Source organism: Micromonospora sp. NPDC005806 (assembly GCF_042871425.1).
GTDB lineage: Bacteria > Actinomycetota > Actinomycetes > Mycobacteriales > Micromonosporaceae > Micromonospora.
Window position 1 is genome coordinate 84,767 of record NZ_JBIAIL010000026.1, and the last position, 17,645, is coordinate 102,411.

General features: G+C 73.8%; 22 protein-coding genes, 1 pseudogene and 1 riboswitch. Of the genes and pseudogenes, 10 read left to right on the plus strand and 13 right to left on the minus strand.

Annotation, left to right across the window (positions count from 1 at the left end; all coding sequences use genetic code 11):
• Positions 1-36 precede the first annotated feature (36 nt).
• Positions 37-333 carry an MTH1187 family thiamine-binding protein gene (locus ACFYOS_RS24455; protein ID WP_387145912.1) on the minus strand — a complete coding sequence of 99 codons (297 nt, stop codon included), beginning with the start codon at positions 331-333 and terminating at the stop codon, positions 37-39.
• A 242-nt stretch (positions 334-575) separates the two neighbouring features.
• Between ACFYOS_RS24455 and ACFYOS_RS24460 the strand changes: the two genes are divergently transcribed.
• Positions 576-812: a hypothetical protein gene (locus ACFYOS_RS24460; protein WP_387145915.1), complete on the plus strand. Its 237-nt coding sequence runs from the start codon at positions 576-578 to the stop codon at positions 810-812.
• A 59-nt stretch (positions 813-871) separates the two neighbouring features.
• Here the strand turns inward: ACFYOS_RS24460 and ACFYOS_RS24465 are convergent, their stop codons facing one another.
• From ACFYOS_RS24465 to ACFYOS_RS24475, 3 genes are all read right to left on the minus strand, one after another.
• Positions 872-1,672 carry an energy-coupling factor transporter transmembrane component T family protein gene (locus tag ACFYOS_RS24465; protein WP_387145918.1) on the minus strand — a complete coding sequence of 267 codons (801 nt, stop codon included), beginning with the start codon at positions 1,670-1,672 and terminating at the stop codon, positions 872-874.
• Complete coding sequence (locus ACFYOS_RS24470; protein ID WP_387145921.1) at positions 1,669-3,096, minus strand: ABC transporter ATP-binding protein; 1,428 nt, start codon at positions 3,094-3,096, stop codon at positions 1,669-1,671. The genes ACFYOS_RS24465 and ACFYOS_RS24470 overlap by 4 nt, the downstream gene beginning before the upstream one ends.
• A gap of 99 nt (positions 3,097-3,195) precedes the next feature.
• Positions 3,196-3,780: an ECF transporter S component gene (locus ACFYOS_RS24475; RefSeq protein ID WP_387145924.1), complete on the minus strand. Its 585-nt coding sequence runs from the start codon at positions 3,778-3,780 to the stop codon at positions 3,196-3,198.
• A gap of 74 nt (positions 3,781-3,854) precedes the next feature.
• A riboswitch (TPP riboswitch) is annotated at positions 3,855-3,962 on the minus strand.
• A gap of 89 nt (positions 3,963-4,051) precedes the next feature.
• Between ACFYOS_RS24475 and ACFYOS_RS24480 the strand changes: the two genes are divergently transcribed.
• The 5 genes from ACFYOS_RS24480 to ACFYOS_RS24500 all read left to right on the plus strand — a co-directional run bounded on the left by ACFYOS_RS24480 (position 4,052) and on the right by ACFYOS_RS24500 (position 9,272).
• Entirely contained in the window at positions 4,052-4,876 is an 825-nt protein-coding gene (locus ACFYOS_RS24480; protein WP_387145927.1) for an alpha/beta fold hydrolase, read from the plus strand.
• A complete protein-coding gene (locus ACFYOS_RS24485; protein ID WP_387145930.1) occupies positions 4,873-5,685 on the plus strand; it encodes an aminoglycoside N(3)-acetyltransferase in 813 nt (270 codons plus the stop codon). The genes ACFYOS_RS24480 and ACFYOS_RS24485 overlap by 4 nt, the downstream gene beginning before the upstream one ends.
• Positions 5,682-6,431, plus strand: a complete 750-nt coding sequence (locus ACFYOS_RS24490; protein WP_387145933.1) for a sugar isomerase domain-containing protein — start codon at positions 5,682-5,684, stop codon at positions 6,429-6,431. Before ACFYOS_RS24485 ends, ACFYOS_RS24490 begins: the two co-directional genes overlap by 4 nt.
• A gap of 150 nt (positions 6,432-6,581) precedes the next feature.
• The gene (locus ACFYOS_RS24495; protein ID WP_387145936.1) at positions 6,582-7,085 is read left to right on the plus strand and encodes a DUF6328 family protein; all 504 of its coding nucleotides are present in this window, start codon (positions 6,582-6,584) and stop codon (positions 7,083-7,085) included.
• A gap of 120 nt (positions 7,086-7,205) precedes the next feature.
• Positions 7,206-9,272 carry an acyl-CoA dehydrogenase family protein gene (locus tag ACFYOS_RS24500; RefSeq protein WP_387145939.1) on the plus strand — a complete coding sequence of 689 codons (2,067 nt, stop codon included), beginning with the start codon at positions 7,206-7,208 and terminating at the stop codon, positions 9,270-9,272.
• Positions 9,273-9,313: 41 nt separating this feature from the next.
• Here ACFYOS_RS24500 and ACFYOS_RS24505 read toward each other — a convergent pair whose 3' ends face one another.
• The 8 genes from ACFYOS_RS24505 to ACFYOS_RS24540 form a co-directional block, all read right to left on the minus strand.
• Positions 9,314-9,484, minus strand: coding sequence for a hypothetical protein (locus ACFYOS_RS24505; protein WP_387145942.1), 171 nt, complete (start codon positions 9,482-9,484; stop codon positions 9,314-9,316).
• A 9-nt stretch (positions 9,485-9,493) separates the two neighbouring features.
• A complete protein-coding gene (locus ACFYOS_RS24510; protein WP_387145944.1) occupies positions 9,494-10,099 on the minus strand; it encodes a hypothetical protein in 606 nt (201 codons plus the stop codon).
• Between the two features lie 47 nt (positions 10,100-10,146).
• A complete protein-coding gene (locus tag ACFYOS_RS24515) occupies positions 10,147-10,539 on the minus strand; it encodes a Fur family transcriptional regulator (protein WP_387145947.1) in 393 nt (130 codons plus the stop codon).
• The gene (locus tag ACFYOS_RS24520; RefSeq protein WP_387145949.1) at positions 10,536-10,838 is read right to left on the minus strand and encodes an ArsR/SmtB family transcription factor; all 303 of its coding nucleotides are present in this window, start codon (positions 10,836-10,838) and stop codon (positions 10,536-10,538) included. The genes ACFYOS_RS24515 and ACFYOS_RS24520 overlap by 4 nt, the downstream gene beginning before the upstream one ends.
• A 44-nt stretch (positions 10,839-10,882) precedes the next feature.
• The gene (locus ACFYOS_RS24525) at positions 10,883-11,767 is read right to left on the minus strand and encodes a metal ABC transporter permease (RefSeq protein ID WP_387145952.1); all 885 of its coding nucleotides are present in this window, start codon (positions 11,765-11,767) and stop codon (positions 10,883-10,885) included.
• The gene (locus ACFYOS_RS24530) at positions 11,767-12,528 is read right to left on the minus strand and encodes a metal ABC transporter ATP-binding protein (protein WP_387145954.1); all 762 of its coding nucleotides are present in this window, start codon (positions 12,526-12,528) and stop codon (positions 11,767-11,769) included. Before ACFYOS_RS24530 ends, ACFYOS_RS24525 begins: the two co-directional genes overlap by 1 nt.
• Complete coding sequence (locus tag ACFYOS_RS24535; RefSeq protein ID WP_387145957.1) at positions 12,525-13,466, minus strand: metal ABC transporter substrate-binding protein; 942 nt, start codon at positions 13,464-13,466, stop codon at positions 12,525-12,527. Before ACFYOS_RS24535 ends, ACFYOS_RS24530 begins: the two co-directional genes overlap by 4 nt.
• A gap of 74 nt (positions 13,467-13,540) precedes the next feature.
• A complete protein-coding gene (locus tag ACFYOS_RS24540) occupies positions 13,541-13,798 on the minus strand; it encodes a DUF6703 family protein (protein WP_387145960.1) in 258 nt (85 codons plus the stop codon).
• A gap of 27 nt (positions 13,799-13,825) precedes the next feature.
• Between ACFYOS_RS24540 and ACFYOS_RS24545 the strand changes: the two genes are divergently transcribed.
• From ACFYOS_RS24545 to dusB, 4 genes are all read left to right on the plus strand, one after another.
• Positions 13,826-14,167 (plus strand): antibiotic biosynthesis monooxygenase family protein, encoded by a 342-nt coding sequence (locus tag ACFYOS_RS24545; protein WP_387145963.1) that lies wholly within the window; start codon positions 13,826-13,828, stop codon positions 14,165-14,167.
• Positions 14,168-14,192: 25 nt separating this feature from the next.
• A complete protein-coding gene (locus tag ACFYOS_RS24550) occupies positions 14,193-14,753 on the plus strand; it encodes a hypothetical protein (RefSeq protein WP_387145966.1) in 561 nt (186 codons plus the stop codon).
• A gap of 117 nt (positions 14,754-14,870) precedes the next feature.
• Positions 14,871-16,250 (plus strand): glycine--tRNA ligase, encoded by a 1,380-nt coding sequence (locus ACFYOS_RS24555; protein ID WP_387145969.1) that lies wholly within the window; start codon positions 14,871-14,873, stop codon positions 16,248-16,250.
• Between the two features lie 51 nt (positions 16,251-16,301).
• Positions 16,302-17,474, plus strand: coding sequence for a tRNA dihydrouridine synthase DusB (gene dusB, locus ACFYOS_RS24560; protein WP_387145972.1), 1,173 nt, complete (start codon positions 16,302-16,304; stop codon positions 17,472-17,474).
• 77 nt (positions 17,475-17,551) lie between these two features.
• Here the strand turns inward: dusB and ACFYOS_RS24565 are convergent.
• Positions 17,552-17,645 (minus strand): annotated as a pseudogene (locus tag ACFYOS_RS24565) (phytochelatin synthase); the annotation flags it as partial.

Sequence of the window (17,645 nt, forward strand, 5' to 3'; positions counted from 1 at the left end):
GTCGACGCCGGGTGAGGGCGCGGTGGCGGGGTGTCCTCAGCCCTCCGCGAGGCGGGCCTCGACGTGGGCGACCTTCGCGGTCATCGCGTCGGTGACCCCGGGACGGAGGTCGGCCTTCAGCACCAGGCTGACCCGGGGCGCCTGCGCGGCGACCGCGTCCACGGCCCGCTTCACCACCGCCATCACCTCGTCCCACTCGCCCTCGACGGTGGTGAACATGGCGTCGGTCCGGTTGGGCAGGCCGGACTCGCGGACCACCCGGACGGCGTCGGCGACCAGGTCGCCCACGGACTCACCCACGCCGAGCGGGGTGATCGAGAACGCGATCAGCATGCCGCCGATCGTGCCAGTAAATCGGCTGCGGGGGGCGCCGGCGGTGGGTTAGCGTGGCGGCATGCGTAACTGACGCCCCTCTTTCGAGCTGGTCCGCCGCCCGCAGCGCCGCGGACCCGTCCTGCTCCGGGCGTCCGCATCCTTCCCGCCGCGTCGGTCGCGGCGTCTTCCTGGTCGGACCGCCCGGAGCTCGCCCGCTCGCCGCGCCGCGCCCGGCGCCCGACAGTCAGGAGGTACGCGGTATGCCCGCCAAGCGCAGTCCGAAGAAGTCCCGCAAGCCGTCGCCGTCCCTGGTGGACGTGACCCCGACGGATCTCGACGCCCTCACCGTGGCACCGGCGGTGCCGGTGGCCCTGCCGGACCGGGCGGACAGCCCACCCCCGCCGAAGGCCGGCCCGCCGGCCGGCCGTGACGCCCGCCTCGCCGGGCGCAGCCAGCGCGCCGGCCAGACCCGGTTCTACGCCTTCCGGCGCAGCTGAGGTCGCCGCTGTCGGGGGTGTCGCGGCCCGATCGACGCCGCGGCACCCCCCGATCCGGCTCAGCCGATCAGGGGGCGGAAGGTGCCCAGCACGACGCTGACCGTCAGCGCCGCCCCGGCCAGCACCACCGCACCGGCGACCAGCAGCCCGTCCGCCCGGTCGAAGCGCTGCCGGCGGGCGACCGTACGCGGAGTGCCGGCGTCGAAGCCACGGGCGTCCATCGCCACGGCCAGCCGGGTGCCCCGCCGGATCGCCCCGACCAGCAGGGCGAACGCCGTGGAGACGAAGAGTCGCAGCCGGGCCACCGGGTTGCCGCCGGCGTCCACGCCCCGGGCCCGGCGGGCCATGCTGATCATCCGCCACTCCTGTTCGAGGAGCGGCACCAGCCGGAACGCGGCCAGCGCGCCGATGGCGAACCGGGCCGGCGCCTTCGCGTTCTGGATCAGCGCGTCGGCCAGGTCGGTGGCGTCGGTGGTGGCGAAGACGATGATCCCGGGCAGCGCCACCGCGAGCATGCGCAGCACCAGGCCCAGTGCGGTGACCAGCACCCCCTGGGTGACCAGGACCGGGCCGGCCTCGACCAGCACCGGGCCGGACCGGTCGGCGGCGAAGAGCACCAGGGTGACCAGGATGCCGCCGGCGCTGGCCAGCAACGGCCAGGCCCGCCGGGCCAGCACCCGGTAGCGGATGCCGAACAGCGGCAGCACCGCCAGCTCGACCGCGATGGCGATCGCCGGGGCCACCGGGTCCAGGGTGGCGATCAGGAGGAACGAGAAGAGCAGCGCGGCGGCCAGCTTCGCCACCGGGTTGCGCCGGGCCAGCGGCGCGCCGGGCACGGCCACCGGTTCGACGCCGATCACTGGTGACCCCCGGTGCGCGGCAGGGTGACCGTGCGGTCGGCGAGCGCCGCGACGAAGTCCGGGTCGTGGGTGACCGCGACGACGGCGTGGCCGGCGTCGCGCAGCTCGGCGAAGAGATCGACCAGCTCCCGCCAGGTCCGCCGGTCCTGGCCGAAGGTCGGCTCGTCGCAGATCAGCAGGCGGGGAGCGGTGGCCAGGGCGGTCGCCACGCTCAGCCGCCGCGCCTCGCCGCCGGAGAGGGTGTACGGGTTGGCCCCGGCCAGCCGGGCCAGGCCGAGCCGCTCCAGCAGGCCGTCGACGGTGGCGCGGACCACCGGTTCGGGCTGTCCGGTCCGGCGCGGCCCGAGTGCCAGTTCGTCGTGGACGGTGCCGGTGACGAACTGGTGCTCCGGGTCCTGGAAGACCGAGCCGATCCGCCGGGCCAGGGCGGGTGCCCGCCAGCGGTGCGGGGGCGTACGCGCATCCCGGCCGGCCAGCGTCCCGGTGGCGGTGACCGTGCCGGTGCCGGGGCGGAGCAGGCCACCGAGGAGCAGGGCCAGGGTGGACTTGCCGGCGCCGTTCGGGCCGAGGACGGCGAGCGCCTCGCCGGCGCGTACCTGAAGGTCGGTGGGGGCCAGCCGGGGCGGCAGGCCGAGCCGGTCGGCGGTGAGCAACCGGTCGCCGGGCGTCCCGGTGGCGTGCCGGGGTAGCACGGTGCGGCCCGGTACCCAGACGCCGGCCGCGGCGAGCGCGTCGCCGTGCGCGGCGAAGACCGCGTCGGGCGGACCGTCGGCCCGCACCCCGCCGCCGGCTTCCAGCACGACCACCCGGTCCACCAGCGGCAACGCCTCGGCCACCCGGTGCTCCACCAGGATCAGCGTGGTGTCGGCGTCGAGGGCGTCCGCGACGGCCCGGCGGACCAGCGTGGCGCCGGCCGGGTCGAGGTTGGCGGTGGGCTCGTCGAGCAGCAGCAGCCCCGGGCGCAGGGCGAGCGCCCCGGCCAGGGCGAGCCGCTGCTGCTCGCCGCCGGAGAGGGCCGCGGTGGGCCGGTCCCGGTGGTACGGGAAGCCGACCCGGCGCAGCGCCTCGTCCACCCGGGGCCAGATCTCCTCGGCGGGTACGCCCCGGTTCTCCAGCCCGAACGCGACGTCGTCGCCGCAGCGGGCCATCACCAGCTGGGTCTCCGGGTCCTGGAAGACGATGCCGACCCGCTCCCGGGCCTTGCGCGGGTCGAGTCCGTCGATCTCGGCGATGCCCTCCTGCTCGCCGGAGTCCTCCGGCAGCAGTCCGGCGAGCGTCGCCAGCAGGGTGCTCTTGCCGGCCCCGGAGGGCCCGAGCAGCAGCACCCGCTCCCCCCGGTCGATGCGCAGGTCCACCCCACGCACCGCCCACTCTTTCCGCCCGGCGTGCCGCCACCCGAACCCCCGCAACTGCACCGCGCTCACCGCGCCACCCCCTCCCCTCCGATGATCATGAAGTTGGCGGCAGTTTCAGAGATCCACATCGCCGTCAACTTCATGATCAACACGATGAGGGTGGGGGCGTCAGACCGTGGCGCGGTCGCGGCCGGCGGGGAAGCGGTCCAGGACGCCGGTGTTGGCCAGGGCACGGGTGAGGTAGACGCTGCCCAGGCCGGCGATGACCGTGGCGCTGACGACGGTCAGCAGGGCGTACGGGATGCGGTAGCTGACCAGGTCGGTGGCCTTGTTCCAGTACACGAAGTCGAAGATCGCCGCGGTCAGGCCGGTCAGCGCGCCGGCCAGCAGGGCGGCCGGCAGCCGGTACGAGCGGTAGCGGAACGCGGCGAAGGCCAGCTCCGCGCCGACGCCCTGCATCAGCCCCTGGACGATGACGATGCCGCCCCACTGGCTGCCGAGCAGCGCGGAGACGATCGCCGCCACCAGCTCGCAGTAGAGCGAGGCGCCGGGCTTGCGGATGACCAGGCCGCCGAGGACGGCCGGCACCAGCCAGACGCCGTAGATGAGGGTCTGCGCCGGCGGGAAGAAGGCGAAGGCGGCGTCGGTGGCGCCCCAGACCAGGCCCCAGGCCCAGAAGATGACGCCGAAGGCGACCGCGATCACCGAGGCGACCACGATGTCGATGGTGCGCCAGCGGTTGTTGTTGTCCATTGGTGAGCTCCCAGTTCTCAAGGGGGAACCAGGAGAAGACGCACGCCGCGTCCGGATCACCGGACGGCGGCGCGGCTGGAGGTCGACCGAACTCCCTGCGCTGGCATTACCCAGATCAGGTACCGAGGGTCTGCGGGCACCGGCCCGCACTCTCAGCGCTGTGCGCTCCCCTGTCGGATATGAAGTTGTCTCGACGCAGACGCTAGCACCGACCCCCGTCCGCGGCCCAGCAGGGCGATCGCCGACGGGCCCGGTGGGTAGGGTGGCGATCATGCGGGTCGACGCGCGAGGTCTGACGTTCGAGGTACGCACCGGTGGCCCGGAGGGCGCCGAACCCGTCCTGCTGCTGCACGGCTTCCCCCAGCACGGCGGTGAGTGGGACGACGTGGTGCCCGCGCTGCACGCCGCCGGGCTGCGCACGTACGCGCTGGACCAGCGGGGCTACTCGCCGGGCGCGCGGCCGACGGCGGTCGAGGCGTACCGGATCCCGGAGCTGGTGGCGGACGTGGCCGCCGTGCTCGACGCGCTCGGGGTGACCTCCGCCCACCTGGTCGGGCACGACTGGGGCGCGATCGTGGCGTGGGGCCTCGCGGCGGCCCACCCGGAGCGGGTCCGGACGCTGACCGCGGTCTCGGTGCCGCACCCGGCGGCGATGGGCCACGCGCTCGCCACCGACCCGCGGCAGAAGGCCCGCTCGTCCTACATCGCGCTGTTCCGCAAGCCGGGCAAGGCGGAGAAGGTGCTGCTGGCGCTGCGCGCCGCCGCCCTGCGCCGGATGCTCGGCGGGGTGGGCGACGCCGCGCGGGTGGCCCGGTACGCCGACCCGATGCGCGAGCCGGGCACGCTGACCGCCGCGCTGAACTGGTACCGGGCCATGTCGGGGTCGGACATGAAGGCCGTCGGGCCGGTGGCCGTGCCGACCACGTTCGTCTGGAGCGACCGGGACATCGCGATCGGCCGGACCGCCGCCGAGGCGTGTGCCACCCACGTGGTCGGCGACTACCGCTTCGTCGAGCTCAGCGGCGTCACCCACTGGATTCCCGACGAGGCGCCCGGCCCGCTGGCCGAGGCGATCCTCGCCCGGGTGGGCGGGTGATCGCGACGTCCGGGCCACCCCGGCCGCACACCCGCGCGTCGCTCGCCGCCCAGCTCCGCGCCCTCGGCGTACGCCCCGGCGGGACCGTCCTGATGCACGCCGCGCTGCGCCCGCTCGGCTTCGTCTGCGGCGGCCCGCAGGCCGTGGTGCTCGCCCTGCGCGACGTGCTCGGTCCGGACGGGACGATCGTGGTGCCCACCCACACGCCGGAGAACAGCGACCCGGCGGCCTGGCGCAACCCGCCGGTGCCGGCGGACTGGTGGCCGGTGATCCGGTCGGAGATGCCCGGCTTCGACCCGGCGATCACGCCGAGCCGGTTCATGGGCGCCCTGGCGGAGCTGGTCCGCACCTGGCCGGGCGCCCGGCGCAGCGACCACCCGGAGGTCTCCTTCGCCGCACTCGGCCCGGCCGCCGAGCGGATCGTCGCCGGCCACGCGCTCGCCGACAGGCTCGGCGAGCGCTCACCGCTGGCCCGGCTCCACGACCTCGACGGCGACGTGCTGCTGCTCGGCGTGGACCACGGTTCCAACACCTCGCTGCACCTGGCCGAGTACCGCCAGCCCACCCCGCCCCGGCAGCGCTGCGGCGCGGCCGTGCTGACGCCCGACGGCGACCGGGAGTGGGTGTGGTGGGAGGACATCGTCCTCGACGAGAGCGACTTCGCCCGGCTCGGCGTCGACCTGGAGGCGACCGGCGCGGTGCGGCTCGGGCCGGTCGGTGCCGGCACGGGCCGGTTGATGAGGCAGCGGGCGGCGGTCGACTTCGCGGTGGACTGGCTGGCCCGGAACCGACGGACGGAGCAAGCATGACAGTGAGCGCCGAGGCGTACCTGGCGGTGGTGACCGAGACGATCGGTCGGGTGGCCGCCGGGCAGCGGGACAACGTGGGCCGGGCGGCGGACCTGATCGCCGAGTCGCTGCGCGCCGACGGCGTCGTCCACGCGTTCGGCACCGGGCACTCGGAGGCGCTGGCCATGGAGATCGCCGGCCGGGCCGGCGGGCTGGTCCCGACCAACCGGATCGCCCTGCGCGACCTGGTCCTGCACGGGGGTGAGCCGGCCGACGTGCTCGGCCCCAAGCTGGAACGCGAGCCCGCCGTGGCGCGCCGCCTCTACGAACTGGCCCCGGTCCGGCCGCAGGACGTCTTCGTGCTCGCCTCCAACTCCGGTGTCAACGGGGCGATGGTGGAGTTCGCGTCGATCGTCAAGGAGCGGGGGCACGCCCTGGTCGCGATCACCTCGGCGGCGCACTCCGCCCGGATGACCTCGCGCCACCCGTCCGGGCGCAAGCTCGCCGACTTCGCCGACGTGGTGCTCGACAACGGCGCCCCGTACGGCGACGCCACCCTGCCGCTCCCCGGCGGGGGCGCGGTCGGTGCCGTCTCCTCGATCACGGCCGCGCTGCTCGCGCAGCAGATCGTGGCGGAGGTGGTGGCCCGGCTGCTGGCGGCGGGGGAGCGGCCCCCGGTCTACCTGTCGGCCAACATCGCCGGCGGCGACGAGCACAACGCCGAGCTGGAGGCCCGGTACGCCGGCCGGATCCGCCGGGGGGCGTGAGCGCGAGGAGTGAGCCGGGTCTGCGAGCCCCGCAGTCGCGAACGAGGGGCGGCACGGTGAACCGGTTTCCCGCGAGTCCGGGGCGGGCAGAAGCGTTGTTGCCGGCGGGGTGGTCCCTGCCGGCAGTAGCGTCTTCCCCGGAGGTGGTGGGTGGCCAAGGAGACCGAGAAGCAGCGCTGGCAGCGCAACTTCGCCGACCTGCTCCAGGAGCTGCGGGTGGCGCAGACCGGCGTGCAGATCCTCTTCGCGTTCCTGCTCACCCTGCCGTTCAGCAACGGTTTCACCCGGGCGACGCCCTTCCAGAAGGACGTCTACATCATCGCGTTGCTGTCCGCCGCCGCGGCGGCCGCGATGATCATCTCGCCGGTCGCCTTCCATCGGGCGCTGTTCCGGCAGGGCCGCAAGCCGGAGCTGGTCCGCTTCTCCCACCACATGGCCACCGGCGGGCTGGCGTTCATGCTGATCTCGATGGTCAGCGCGGTCCTGCTCATCACCGACTTCGTGCTCAGCCGGCCGATCGCCGTGGTGCTCTCCGCGATCACCGCGGTCTGGTTCCTGGCCTTGTGGCTGGTCCTGCCGTTCGCCCGGCGCAACTGGGGCGAGGACGACATCGACGACGAGGACGACGACCCGGTGGTGCTGCCCGGCGACTGACCTGCGCCGGTCCCGCCAAATCGGACGTGCGGCAACGCTACCGCTGGGTAACACCCGGGAGTAACGTCGATGTCGTCGAGCACGTCGACGCAGCCGGACCGAGGTCCCCAGGAGGCAGCCGTGACCACGACGCAGAACAGCCGGCCCGACCCCGGGAACGCGCCCGGAGCGGGCGGCCCCACCGGTCGGGTGGCCCCAATCGACGACGCCGAGCCGCCGGCCGGCACCGCCGCCGCCATCGACGCGGCGGGCGGGGCCGGGCCGCTGCCCACGGAGGCCGGCCAGGTGTCCGAGAAGGAGGCCCGCCAGGTCGCCGAGGCGGCCCGCGAGGCGGCCTGGGACCGGCCCAGCTTCGGCAAGGAACTCTTCCTCGGCCGGTTCCGGCTGGACCTGATCAACCCGTGGCCGCGGTCCGACCCCGCCGACGTCGTCCGGGCCGAGGAGTTCCTCGGCGCGTTGGGGGCGTACCTGGATGCCGACGTGGACGGCGCGGCCATCGAGCGCGACGCGCACGTCCCCGACGAGGTGTTCCACGGGTTGGCCCGGCTCGGCGCGTTCGGCATGAAGATCGACCGCAAGTACGGCGGCCTCGGGCTGAGCAATCTGCACTACTGCCGGGCACTGATGCGGGCCGGCTCGGTCAACCCGGCGATCGGCGCGCTGCTCTCCGCGCACCAGTCGATCGGCGTGCCGCAGCCGCTGAAGATGTTCGGCACGCCGGAGCAGAAGCAGCGCTTCCTGCCCCGACTGGCCGCCGGCGAGGTCTCCGCGTTCCTGCTCACCGAGCCCGACGTCGGCTCCGACCCGGCCCGGCTCGCCACCATCGCCGAGCCCACCCCGGACGGCACCGGCTACACGCTCAACGGGGTGAAACTCTGGGCCACCAACGGCACGGTCGCCACCCTGCTGGTGGTGATGGCCCGGGTGCCGGCCGCCGAGGGGCGGCGCGGCGGCATCACCGCCTTCGTGGTGGAGGGCGACAGCCAGGGCATCACCGTGGAGCGGCGCAACGCCTTCGTCGGCCTGCGCGGCCTGGAGAACAGCCTCACCCGGTTCCACGACGTCTTCGTGCCCACGGAGAACGTGATCGGCGGCGAGGGGAAGGGTCTGAAGATCGCCCTGACCACGCTGAACACCGGGCGGCTCTCGCTGCCGGCCATGTGCGTCGGCGCCGGCAAGTGGTCGCTCAACGTGGCCCGGGAGTGGGCCGCCGACCGGGTCCAGTGGGGACGGCCGGTCGGCGAGCACGAGGCGGTCGCCAAGAAGTTGGCCTTCATCGCCGCCACCACGTACGGCATGGAGAGCATGCTCGACCTCTCCTGCCTGCTCGCCGACGACGACCGCAACGACATCCGGATCGAGGCCGCGCTGGTGAAGCTCTACGCCAGCGAGATGGCCTGGAAGATCGCCGACGAGCTGATCCAGATCCGGGGCGGGCGGGGCTACGAGACCGCCGAGTCCCTGGCGGCCCGGGGTGAGCGGCCGGCCGCCGCCGAGCAGATCCTGCGCGACCTGCGGATCAACCGGATCTTCGAGGGGTCCACCGAGATCATGCACCTGCTGATCGCCCGGGAGGCGGTCGACGCGCACCTCTCGGTGGCCGGCGACATCATCGACCCGGACGCCGGGCTGGGCCGCAAGGCCAGGGCGGGCGCCCGGGCCGGCGTGTTCTACGCGAAGTGGCTCCCCACGCTCGCCGTCGGCAAGGGCCAGGCACCCCGGGCGTACGCCGAGTTCGGGCCGCTCGCCGGCCACCTGCGGCACGTCGAGCGGACCTCCCGCAAGCTGGCCCGGTCGACCTTCTACGCGATGTCCCGCTGGCAGGGAAAGATGGAGCGCAAGCAGGCGTTCCTCGGCCGGGTGGTGGACATCGGCGCGGAGCTGTTCGCGATGTCCGCGGTCTGCGTACGAGCGGTCGCCGAACGGGCCGAGCACCCGGAGAACCTGGAGCTGGCCGACCTGTTCTGCCGGCAGGCCCGGCTCCGGATCGACGAGCTGTTCACCGGGCTCTGGTCCAACACCGACTCGCTCGACGTGGCGGCGGCGAAGCGGATCCTCGCCGGCCGGTACGCCGCCTTGGAGGAGGGCGTGGCCACCCCGCCGGCGGGCCAGCCGTGGGTGGCCCGCTGGCAGCCCGGCCCGTCCACGGCCGAGGACGTCCGCCGTCGGATCCCACCGGCTGGCTGACGCCGCGCGTTCGCGACGGCGTGCGGCATGGGGAGGGGGTGTCAGCGGCTCACGATCGCCCAGGCGATCACGCCGGCCAGGATGAGCCCGTTCAGCCCGGCCAGCACCAGGTACGCGGCCGGCGGGATCTTGCGGCCCTTGCGGACGAAGCTCACCAGGACGCCCGCGTAGATCAGCAGCAGGACCGCGACGACGATCAGGAAGTACAGCACCGCCACACCTTAGCGGCCCGCCCTCAGGCCGAGTCTGCGCAGCTCCAGTGCGGCGAGCGCGTCGACGGTCGCGTCGTCGCCGCGCCGCCACGCCTCCGCCACGTCCGGGGCGATTCGGGTCAGCCGGCCGAGCGGCTGCCCAGCCAGCGCGCGCAGGGCCAGCAGGTCCCGCCCGGCGGGGGCGGCGGCCAGGGCCTTCGCCGCGCCGGCCCGGCGCATCCAGCGCACCCGCAGCGGCAGCCAGCCGAAGAGCACCAGGCCGAGCGGGAAGACCAGCACCGCGATGCTCAGCCCGAGGGCCAGCTGACCGACCAGCTCCTGCTGGTCGCGGCCCGCCTCGGCGACCGCCCGGGCCGCGTCGGCGGCGTTGGTGAAAGGGGCGGTCAGCTCGTCGCCGACCAGCGGCACCCGGCCGACCTTGCCGCCGGCCTCGGCGAGGTTGTCGGCGAGGCCGGCGCCCGCTCCCTCCAGCTTCTGTCCGGGTACGGCGAGCTTTTCGATCAGGTCGTGCAGCCAGAGCGCGAAGCGGATCGCCGCGTAGACCCAGACGACCACGAGCAGATCGGTGAGGAGCTGACGGAGGGCGGTCGGAAAACGATCAGCGTAGATCTTCACGCCGGACAGCGTGCCACGGTCCGGCCGCGGTGGCACGGTGAGGATGCTCAGCGGGCGCAGGCCGGGCAGCTGCCGAAGATCTCCAGGGTGTGGCTGACCTGGGCGTACCCGTGCTCGGCGGCGACCCGGTCGGCCCAGCTCTCCACCGCCGGTCCGGCGACCTCCACGGTCCGCCCGCAGTCCCGGCAGACCAGGTGGTGGTGATGGCCCTCGCTGCACCGCCGGTAGAGATGCTCCCCGCCGGGCGGGCGCATCACGTCGATCTCGCCGGCGTCGGCGAGCCCCTGCAACGTCCGGTAGACGGTGGTCAGGCCGACCCGGTCGCCGCGCTGGCGCAGCATGGCGTGCAGGTCCTGCGCGCTGTGGAAGCCCTCCACCTCGGCCAGCAGCGCGCTCACCGCCGTCCGCTGCCGCGTGTTCCGCTGCGCCGCCTCGGTCATGAGGGCCCCTCCCCGGCGTGGCTGACCGCGTCCGCGACGATGTGCGCGACGTGCTCGTCCACCAGGGCGTACGCGATCTCGCGCCCGCGCCGGGAGCCCCGGACCACGCCCGCGCCGCGCAGCACCCGCAGGTGCTGGGAGACCAGCGGCTGCGGGGCGCCGAGCTTCTCCACCAGCTCGTGCACGCAGCGCTCGCCCGCGGCCAACTCGCTGACGATGGCCAGTCGGATGGGCGCCGACAGCGCGCGCAGGAGGTCGCCTGCGCCCTCGAAGGCGTCGTACCCGTTCGCGGCGGTCACCCCGTAACGGTAACCAATGCCAGCAGAACCGGGCCGGGGGCGGTTCACCGGAGGGCGACCTCGTGCTCCGGCGGGTCGGCGACCGGCTCGACCGCCGGCCCGGCGGCCGGGCGGGACCGCCGGCGCAGCGCCCGCCAGCCGGCGGCGGCCAGCGCGACCACCAGGAACGAGGCGATGGCCAGCAGCACCACCGAGGCACCGGGCGCGGTGTCGGCGGTGGCCGCCACGACGACGCCCGCGCCGGCGGCGAAGAGGCCCAGCGCCATCGCCGCCGCCATGGTGCCCCGGAAGCCCCGGGTCACCTGTTGCGCGGTCGCCACCGGCACCACCATCAGCGCGCTGATCAGCAGTACCCCGACGGCCCGCATGGCGATGGTCACGGTCACCGCGGTGGTCACCGCGAGCAGCAGGTTGAGTGCCCGGACCGGCAGGCCGGAGACCCGGGCGTACTCCTCGTCGTGGCAGACCGCGAAGAGCGCCGGGCGCAGCGCCAGCATGACCACCAGGATCGCCACGCCGAGCACCAGGATGGTGGTCAGGTCACCCACCGACGTCGTGGTCAGCGACCCGAAGAGGTACGAGTTGAGCGACGCGCTGCTGGCGTCGGAGAGCCCCACCAGCATCACGCCGCCGGCGATGCCCCCGTAGAACAGCAGTGCCAGGGCCAGGTCGCCGGAGGTGCGCCCGCGGGAGCGGACCACCTCGATGACGACCGCGCCGAGCGTCGCCGCGAGCACCGCGACCAGCACGGGGGAGCGGTTGAGCAGCAGCCCGGCGCCGACGCCGGTGAGCGCCACATGCCCGATGCCGTCGCCGATCAGCGCCAACCGCCGCTGCACCAGATAGATGCCGAGCGCCGGGGCGGCCAGCCCGATGACCAGCGCGCCGACCAGGGCGCGCAGCATGAAGTCGTACTGGAAGAGGTCCATCACATGCTCCACAGCCCGGCGGGCTCCTCGTCGCAGTGCGGGTGCACGTGGTCGTGGCCCGGCTCGGCATGGTGCCCGGCCGGCTCCGGCACCGGGCCGTCGTGGCAGATGCCGCCCTGGTGTACGACGACCGCGCGGCTGATCAGCGGGCGCAGCGGCCCCAGTTCGTGGGCGACCAGCAGGACCGTGCCGCCGCCGGCGACGAAGCCGTGCAGCGCGGCGGCGAACGCCTCCTGGCTGGCCGCGTCCACCCCGGCGGTCGGCTCGTCCAGCACCAGCAGTTCCGGCTGGCCGGCGAGGGCCCGGGCGATCAGGGTGCGCTGCTGCTGGCCGCCGGAGAGGGTGGCCACCGGGTCGCCGGCCCGATCGGCGAGCCCGACCGCGTCGAGCGCCGCGGCGACCGCCGCGCGGTCGGCCCGCCCCGCCGGACGCAGCACGCCCCGGCGGGCCAGCCGGCCTGAGGCCACTACCTCGCCCACCGTGGCCGGTACGCCGCTGCCCGCGCCGAGTCGCTGCGGGACGTACCCGATGCGGTGCCACTGCCGGAAGCGGCGCTGCGGGGCGCCGAAGAGGGTGACCGACCCGGCGCCGAGCGGCACCAGGCCCAGCACGGCGCGGATCAGGGTGGACTTGCCGGAGCCGTTGGCGCCGAGCACGGCGACCACCTCGCCGGCGGTGACGGTGAGCGAGACGTCCCGCAGCACCGCCCGGCCGTCGTAGCCGACGGCGGCGTGCGCGACCTGGATCACGGGTGCGGTCATGAGCAGTCCAAGGCGGTCCGCAGGGTCTGGAGGTTGGTATGCATCGCCGAGAGGTAGTCGCCGTCGGCCGGCGGGCCCTCGATCGGGTCGAGCACGGCGGTCTTCGCCCCGATCTCCCGGGCCACGGTCTCGGCGACCTTCGGGCTGACCAGCGTCTCGAAGAAGATGGTGGTGGCGTGGTGCTCCCGGGCCTCCGCCGCCACCTCGGCGAGGTGCTGCGGGGCGGGCTCGGCGTCCGGGCTGAGGCCGGTGATGCCGACCTGTTCGAGCTGGTAGCGGGCGGCCAGGTAGCCGAAGGCGGTGTGGCTGGCCACGATCTCCCGGCGCTGGCAGGTCTTCAGGCCCTGCGTGTAGTCGGCATCGAGCCGCTCCAGGTCGGCGCGGAGCGCCTTGGCCCGGGCGGTGAAGTCGGCGGCCCGGTCCGGGTCGGCCTTGCCGAGCCGCTCGGCGAGCCGGTCCGCGATGGTGGCCAGCCGGGTCGGGTCGAGCCAGACGTGTGGGTCCTTGCCGCCGGTCTCCTCCTCGTGCCCGGCCTCGCCCTCGTGCCGGTGTCCGCCGTCCGCCGCGTCCCGCAGCGGCTGCACGGCGGCGACGTCGAAGGCCCGGTCGCCGGCGTTCTGGGCGACCGCCTCGTCGACGGCCGGCTGGAACCCGGCGAGGTAGACGATCAGCTCCGCGTCGGTGAGCTGGCCGACCTGGCGCGGGTTGAGCTCCAGGTCGTGCGGCTCGGCGCCGGGCTTGGCCAGGTTGGTCACCTTCACCGTGTCGCCGCCGATCCGCTCGGCCAGGAACTGCAACGGGTAGAAGGCGACCACCACGTCGACCCGATTCGGGTCGGCGTCGGCCGACCCGTCGGTGGAGCAGGCGGCCGCGCCGCCGAGGGTGAGCACGGCGGCGGTGGCGGCGGCGAGGGCGCGTACGGCGGTGCGGACGGTCATGCCGTCAACTGTCCGCGATAACGAAATTGATTGTCAAAAACGCATGATTGCATGTCAGCGCGGGTCGGCCCGGGTCAGATCAGCTTCGCCAGGGCGATCGCGAGCAGCAGCGTCAGCATCACCAGCCGCAGCACCCGGGTCGCCGGCGCCTGCACCGACCAGGTGACCGCCATCAGCCACACCAGCATCGCCGCCAACAGCAGCAACAGCGCGCCGCCCATCGGGCCGGGGGCGAAGAGCCCCACCAGCACCAGGACCAGCGTGGCCAGGAACACCACGGTCGGGTTGAGCCGGGCCAGCCGGGCCAGCAGGGGAGTCTGCGTACTCTGCATTTCACAAACTCTACGAGGAGGACGCCGGTGCTGGTCACCAACCGGTTCGTGGTGGACACCGAGGTCGCGCCCGACTTCACCGAACGGGCGCACGCCGCGCTCGCCGCGCTCGCCGCCCGGCCCGGCTACCTGCGTGGGGAGCTGCTGCGGGCGCTGGACGACCCGACCAACTGGTGCCTGCTCACCGAGTGGGAGTCGGTCGGGGCGTACCGGCGGGCGCTGGGCGGCTTCGACGTCAAGGTCACCGCGGTCCCGTTGCTCGCCCAGTCGGTGGACGAGCCCTCCGCCTACGAGACACTCGCCAGTGCCGCGCCGGAGGGCGAGATCGTCGTCGTCGCCAGTGATCGGGCCGCAGGTCCTTACCGCTGAGTCCGGGGGCACTACCCTCTGCCGTATGACCGCACCCGGCCCGGCCGCCCCACCCCCGCATCCCGTGCCGTCCGACGGGCCGGCGGTACCGGGCCCGCCGGCCGAGCCCGGCGTCCCCGCACCGCCGCCCGGCCCCGGGGTCGCCCCGCCGTTCGCCGCCCCGCCCACCGAGGGCGGCCGGGCCCGGCTCTGGCTCGGCCTCGGCGTCGGCGCGCTCGCCGTGCTGCTCTGCTGCGGCGGGGGCGGCGCGGCTGTGGTCGGGCTGGCGGTGAGCAACGTCCAGGCCGTCGAGGAGCAGGGCCGGGCGGTCACCGACGACTACTACCAGGCCCTCGTCGAGAAGGACTGGTCCAAGGCGTACGACCAGCTCTGCGACGACGCCCGGCGGCGCGAGTCCCGCGGGGAGTTCGAGCAGCGGGTGGCCACCGAGCCGCAGATCTCCGGCTACCGGGTGGGCAAGGTCGACCCGCAGACGCTGACCGTGCCGGTGGACGTGACCCTCGCCGGCGGCAAGCGCGAGGCCCAGACGGTGACCCTGGCGCCGGATCAGCAGACGGGCGGCATGGAGGTCTGCGGCGTGAGCTGAGCGCGCCCCGGTATTCTGCTGGGTTCGGGGACCGTGGTGGTCGTACCGTTGTCCCGAACCGTCCGGTTCCATAACCAACATCGCCCCCGCCGACCGCCAGCCGGCGTAGGAGGAAACATGCCAGCCGACCGTATCGACGCCGTCGTCAGCCTCGCCAAGCGCCGGGGCTTTGTCTTTCCCTCCAGCGAGATCTACGGGGGCACCCGGTCGGCGTGGGACTACGGTCCGCTCGGCGTGGAGCTCAAGGAGAACGTCCGCCGGCAGTGGTGGAAGACCATGGTCCAGCAGCGCGACGACGTCGTCGGCCTGGACTCCGCGGTCATCCTGTCCCGCCAGGTCTGGGAGGCCAGCGGCCACATCGCCGAGTTCGTCGACCCGCTGACCGAGTGCCAGTCCTGCCACAAGCGGTTCCGCGCCGACCACCTCGAGGAGGCGTTCGAGGCCAAGCACGGCCGGCCGCCGACCTCGCTGGCCGAGATCAACTGCCCGAACTGCGGCAACAAGGGCACCTTCACCGAGCCGAAGATGTTCAACGGCCTGATGAAGACCTACCTGGGCCCGGTGGAGAGCGAGGAGGGCCTGCACTACCTGCGCCCGGAGACCGCCCAGGGCATCTTCGTCAACTACAAGAACGTGGAGACGGTCGCCCGCAAGAAGCCGCCGTTCGGCATCGCGCAGACCGGCAAGTCGTTCCGCAACGAGATCACCCCGGGCAACTTCATCTTCCGCACCCGCGAGTTCGAACAGATGGAGATGGAGTTCTTCGTCGAGCCGGGCACCGACGAGGAATGGCACGAGTACTGGCTCCGGGAGCGCTGGAACTGGTACCTCGACCTGGGCCTCTCCGAGGAGAACCTGCGCTTCTACGAGCACCCCAAGGAGAAGCTCTCCCACTACTCGAAGCGCACCGTCGACATCGAGTACCGGTTCCAGTTCGGCGGCACCGAGTTCGCCGAGCTGGAGGGCATCGCCAACCGCACCGACTTCGACCTGTCCACCCACGGCAAGCACTCCGGCGTGGACCTGTCGTACTTCGACCAGACCAAGGGCGAGCGCTGGATCCCGTACGTGATCGAGCCGGCCGCCGGTCTGACCCGCGCGGTGCTCGCCTTCCTGCTCGAGGCGTACGACGAGGACGAGGCCCCGAACACCAAGGGCGGCGTGGACAAGCGCACCGTCATGCGCTTCGACCCGCGGCTGGCCCCGGTCAAGGTGGCGGTGCTGCCGCTGTCCCGCAACGAGGCGCTCTCGCCCAAGGCGAAGGGCCTCGCCGCCGACCTGCGCAAGCGCTGGGTGGTCGAGTTCGACGACTCGCAGGCGATCGGCCGCCGCTACCGCCGGCAGGACGAGATCGGCACCCCGTTCTGCGTCACCGTCGACTTCGACACCCTCGACGACAACGCGGTGACCGTGCGGAACCGCGACACCATGGCCCAGGAGCGCATCTCGCTGGACCAGGTCGAGCGCTACCTGATCGAGCGCCTGCCCGGCTGCTGAGCCGGTCACGGGGCCCCGACCGCGCTGGTCGGGGCCCCGTACACTTGTCCGGTGACCGCCCCGACCCTGCCCGCGCTGCGCCCGTTGACCGTCGGGCGGCACCAGGTGTGGCCGCCGGTCGTGCTCGCGCCGATGGCCGGCATCACCAACGTCGGCTTCCGCCGGCTCTGCCGGGAGCAGGGCGGCGGCATCTACGTCTGCGAGATGATCACCACCCGGGCGCTGGTCGAGCGGAACCCGAAGACGCTGCGCATGATCGCCTTCGGCGAGGAGGAGCAGCCGCGCAGCCTCCAGCTCTACGGCACCGACCCGGAGATCACCGCGGCCGCCGTGCGGATCGTGGTGGAGCAGGACCTCGCCGATCACATCGACCTCAACTTCGGCTGCCCGGTCCCCAAGGTCACCCGGCGCGGCGGCGGGTCGGCCCTGCCGTGGCGGCGCCGGCTCTTCGCCCGGCTGGTCAAGGCCGCGGTGGACGCCGCGTCACCCGCCGGGGTGCCGGTCACCGTCAAGATGCGCAAGGGCATCGACGACGACCACCTGACGTACGTCGAGGCCGGGCTGGCCGCCCAGGACGCCGGCGTCGCGGCGGTCGCCCTGCACGGGCGTACGGCCGCCCAGCGCTACTCGGGCATCGCCGACTGGGACGCGATCGCCACCCTCAAGCAGGCGCTCGACGTGCCGGTGCTCGGCAATGGCGACATCTGGGAGGCCGACGACGCGCTGCGGATGGTCGCCCACACCGGTGCCGACGGCGTGGTGATCGGGCGCGGCTGCCTGGGCCGGCCGTGGCTCTTCGCCGACCTGGAGGCCGCCTTCAACGGCCGGACCGAGCGGCGGCTGCCCACCCTCGGCGAGGTGGCGGTGACCATGCGCCGGCACGCCGAGCTGTTGGTCGAGCAGTTCGTGGCCGGCGCCCGCAACCCGGCCCGGGGCGAGCGGGATGGCTGCACCGACTTCCGCAAGCACGTCGCCTGGTACCTCAAGGGCTTCCCGATCGGTAGCGAGCTGCGCCGCTCCCTGGCGATGATCGACAGCCTGGTGCAGCTCGACGACCTGCTCGGCAAGCTGGAACCGGAGGTGCCGTTCCCGGTCGAGAACCTGGGCCAGCCGCGCGGCCGGACCAACTCGCCGGGCAAGGTCTTCCTCCCCGACGGCTGGCTGGCCAGCCGCGACGACGACACCCCGCCGGACGGCGCCGAGCTGGACGACTCCGGCGGCTGACCCAGGTACGTCGAAGGGCCCGACCCCTTGTGGGGGTCGGGCCCTTCGTGGTTGTGCGGGTTTGTTGCCGTGGATCGTCAGGAGGTGCTGTAGCCGCGGGTGGCGATCCAGTCGGCGAGGTGGTCGACGCTGATGCGGTAGGAGGCCATGTTCGGGTCGGCCGAGTCCGCG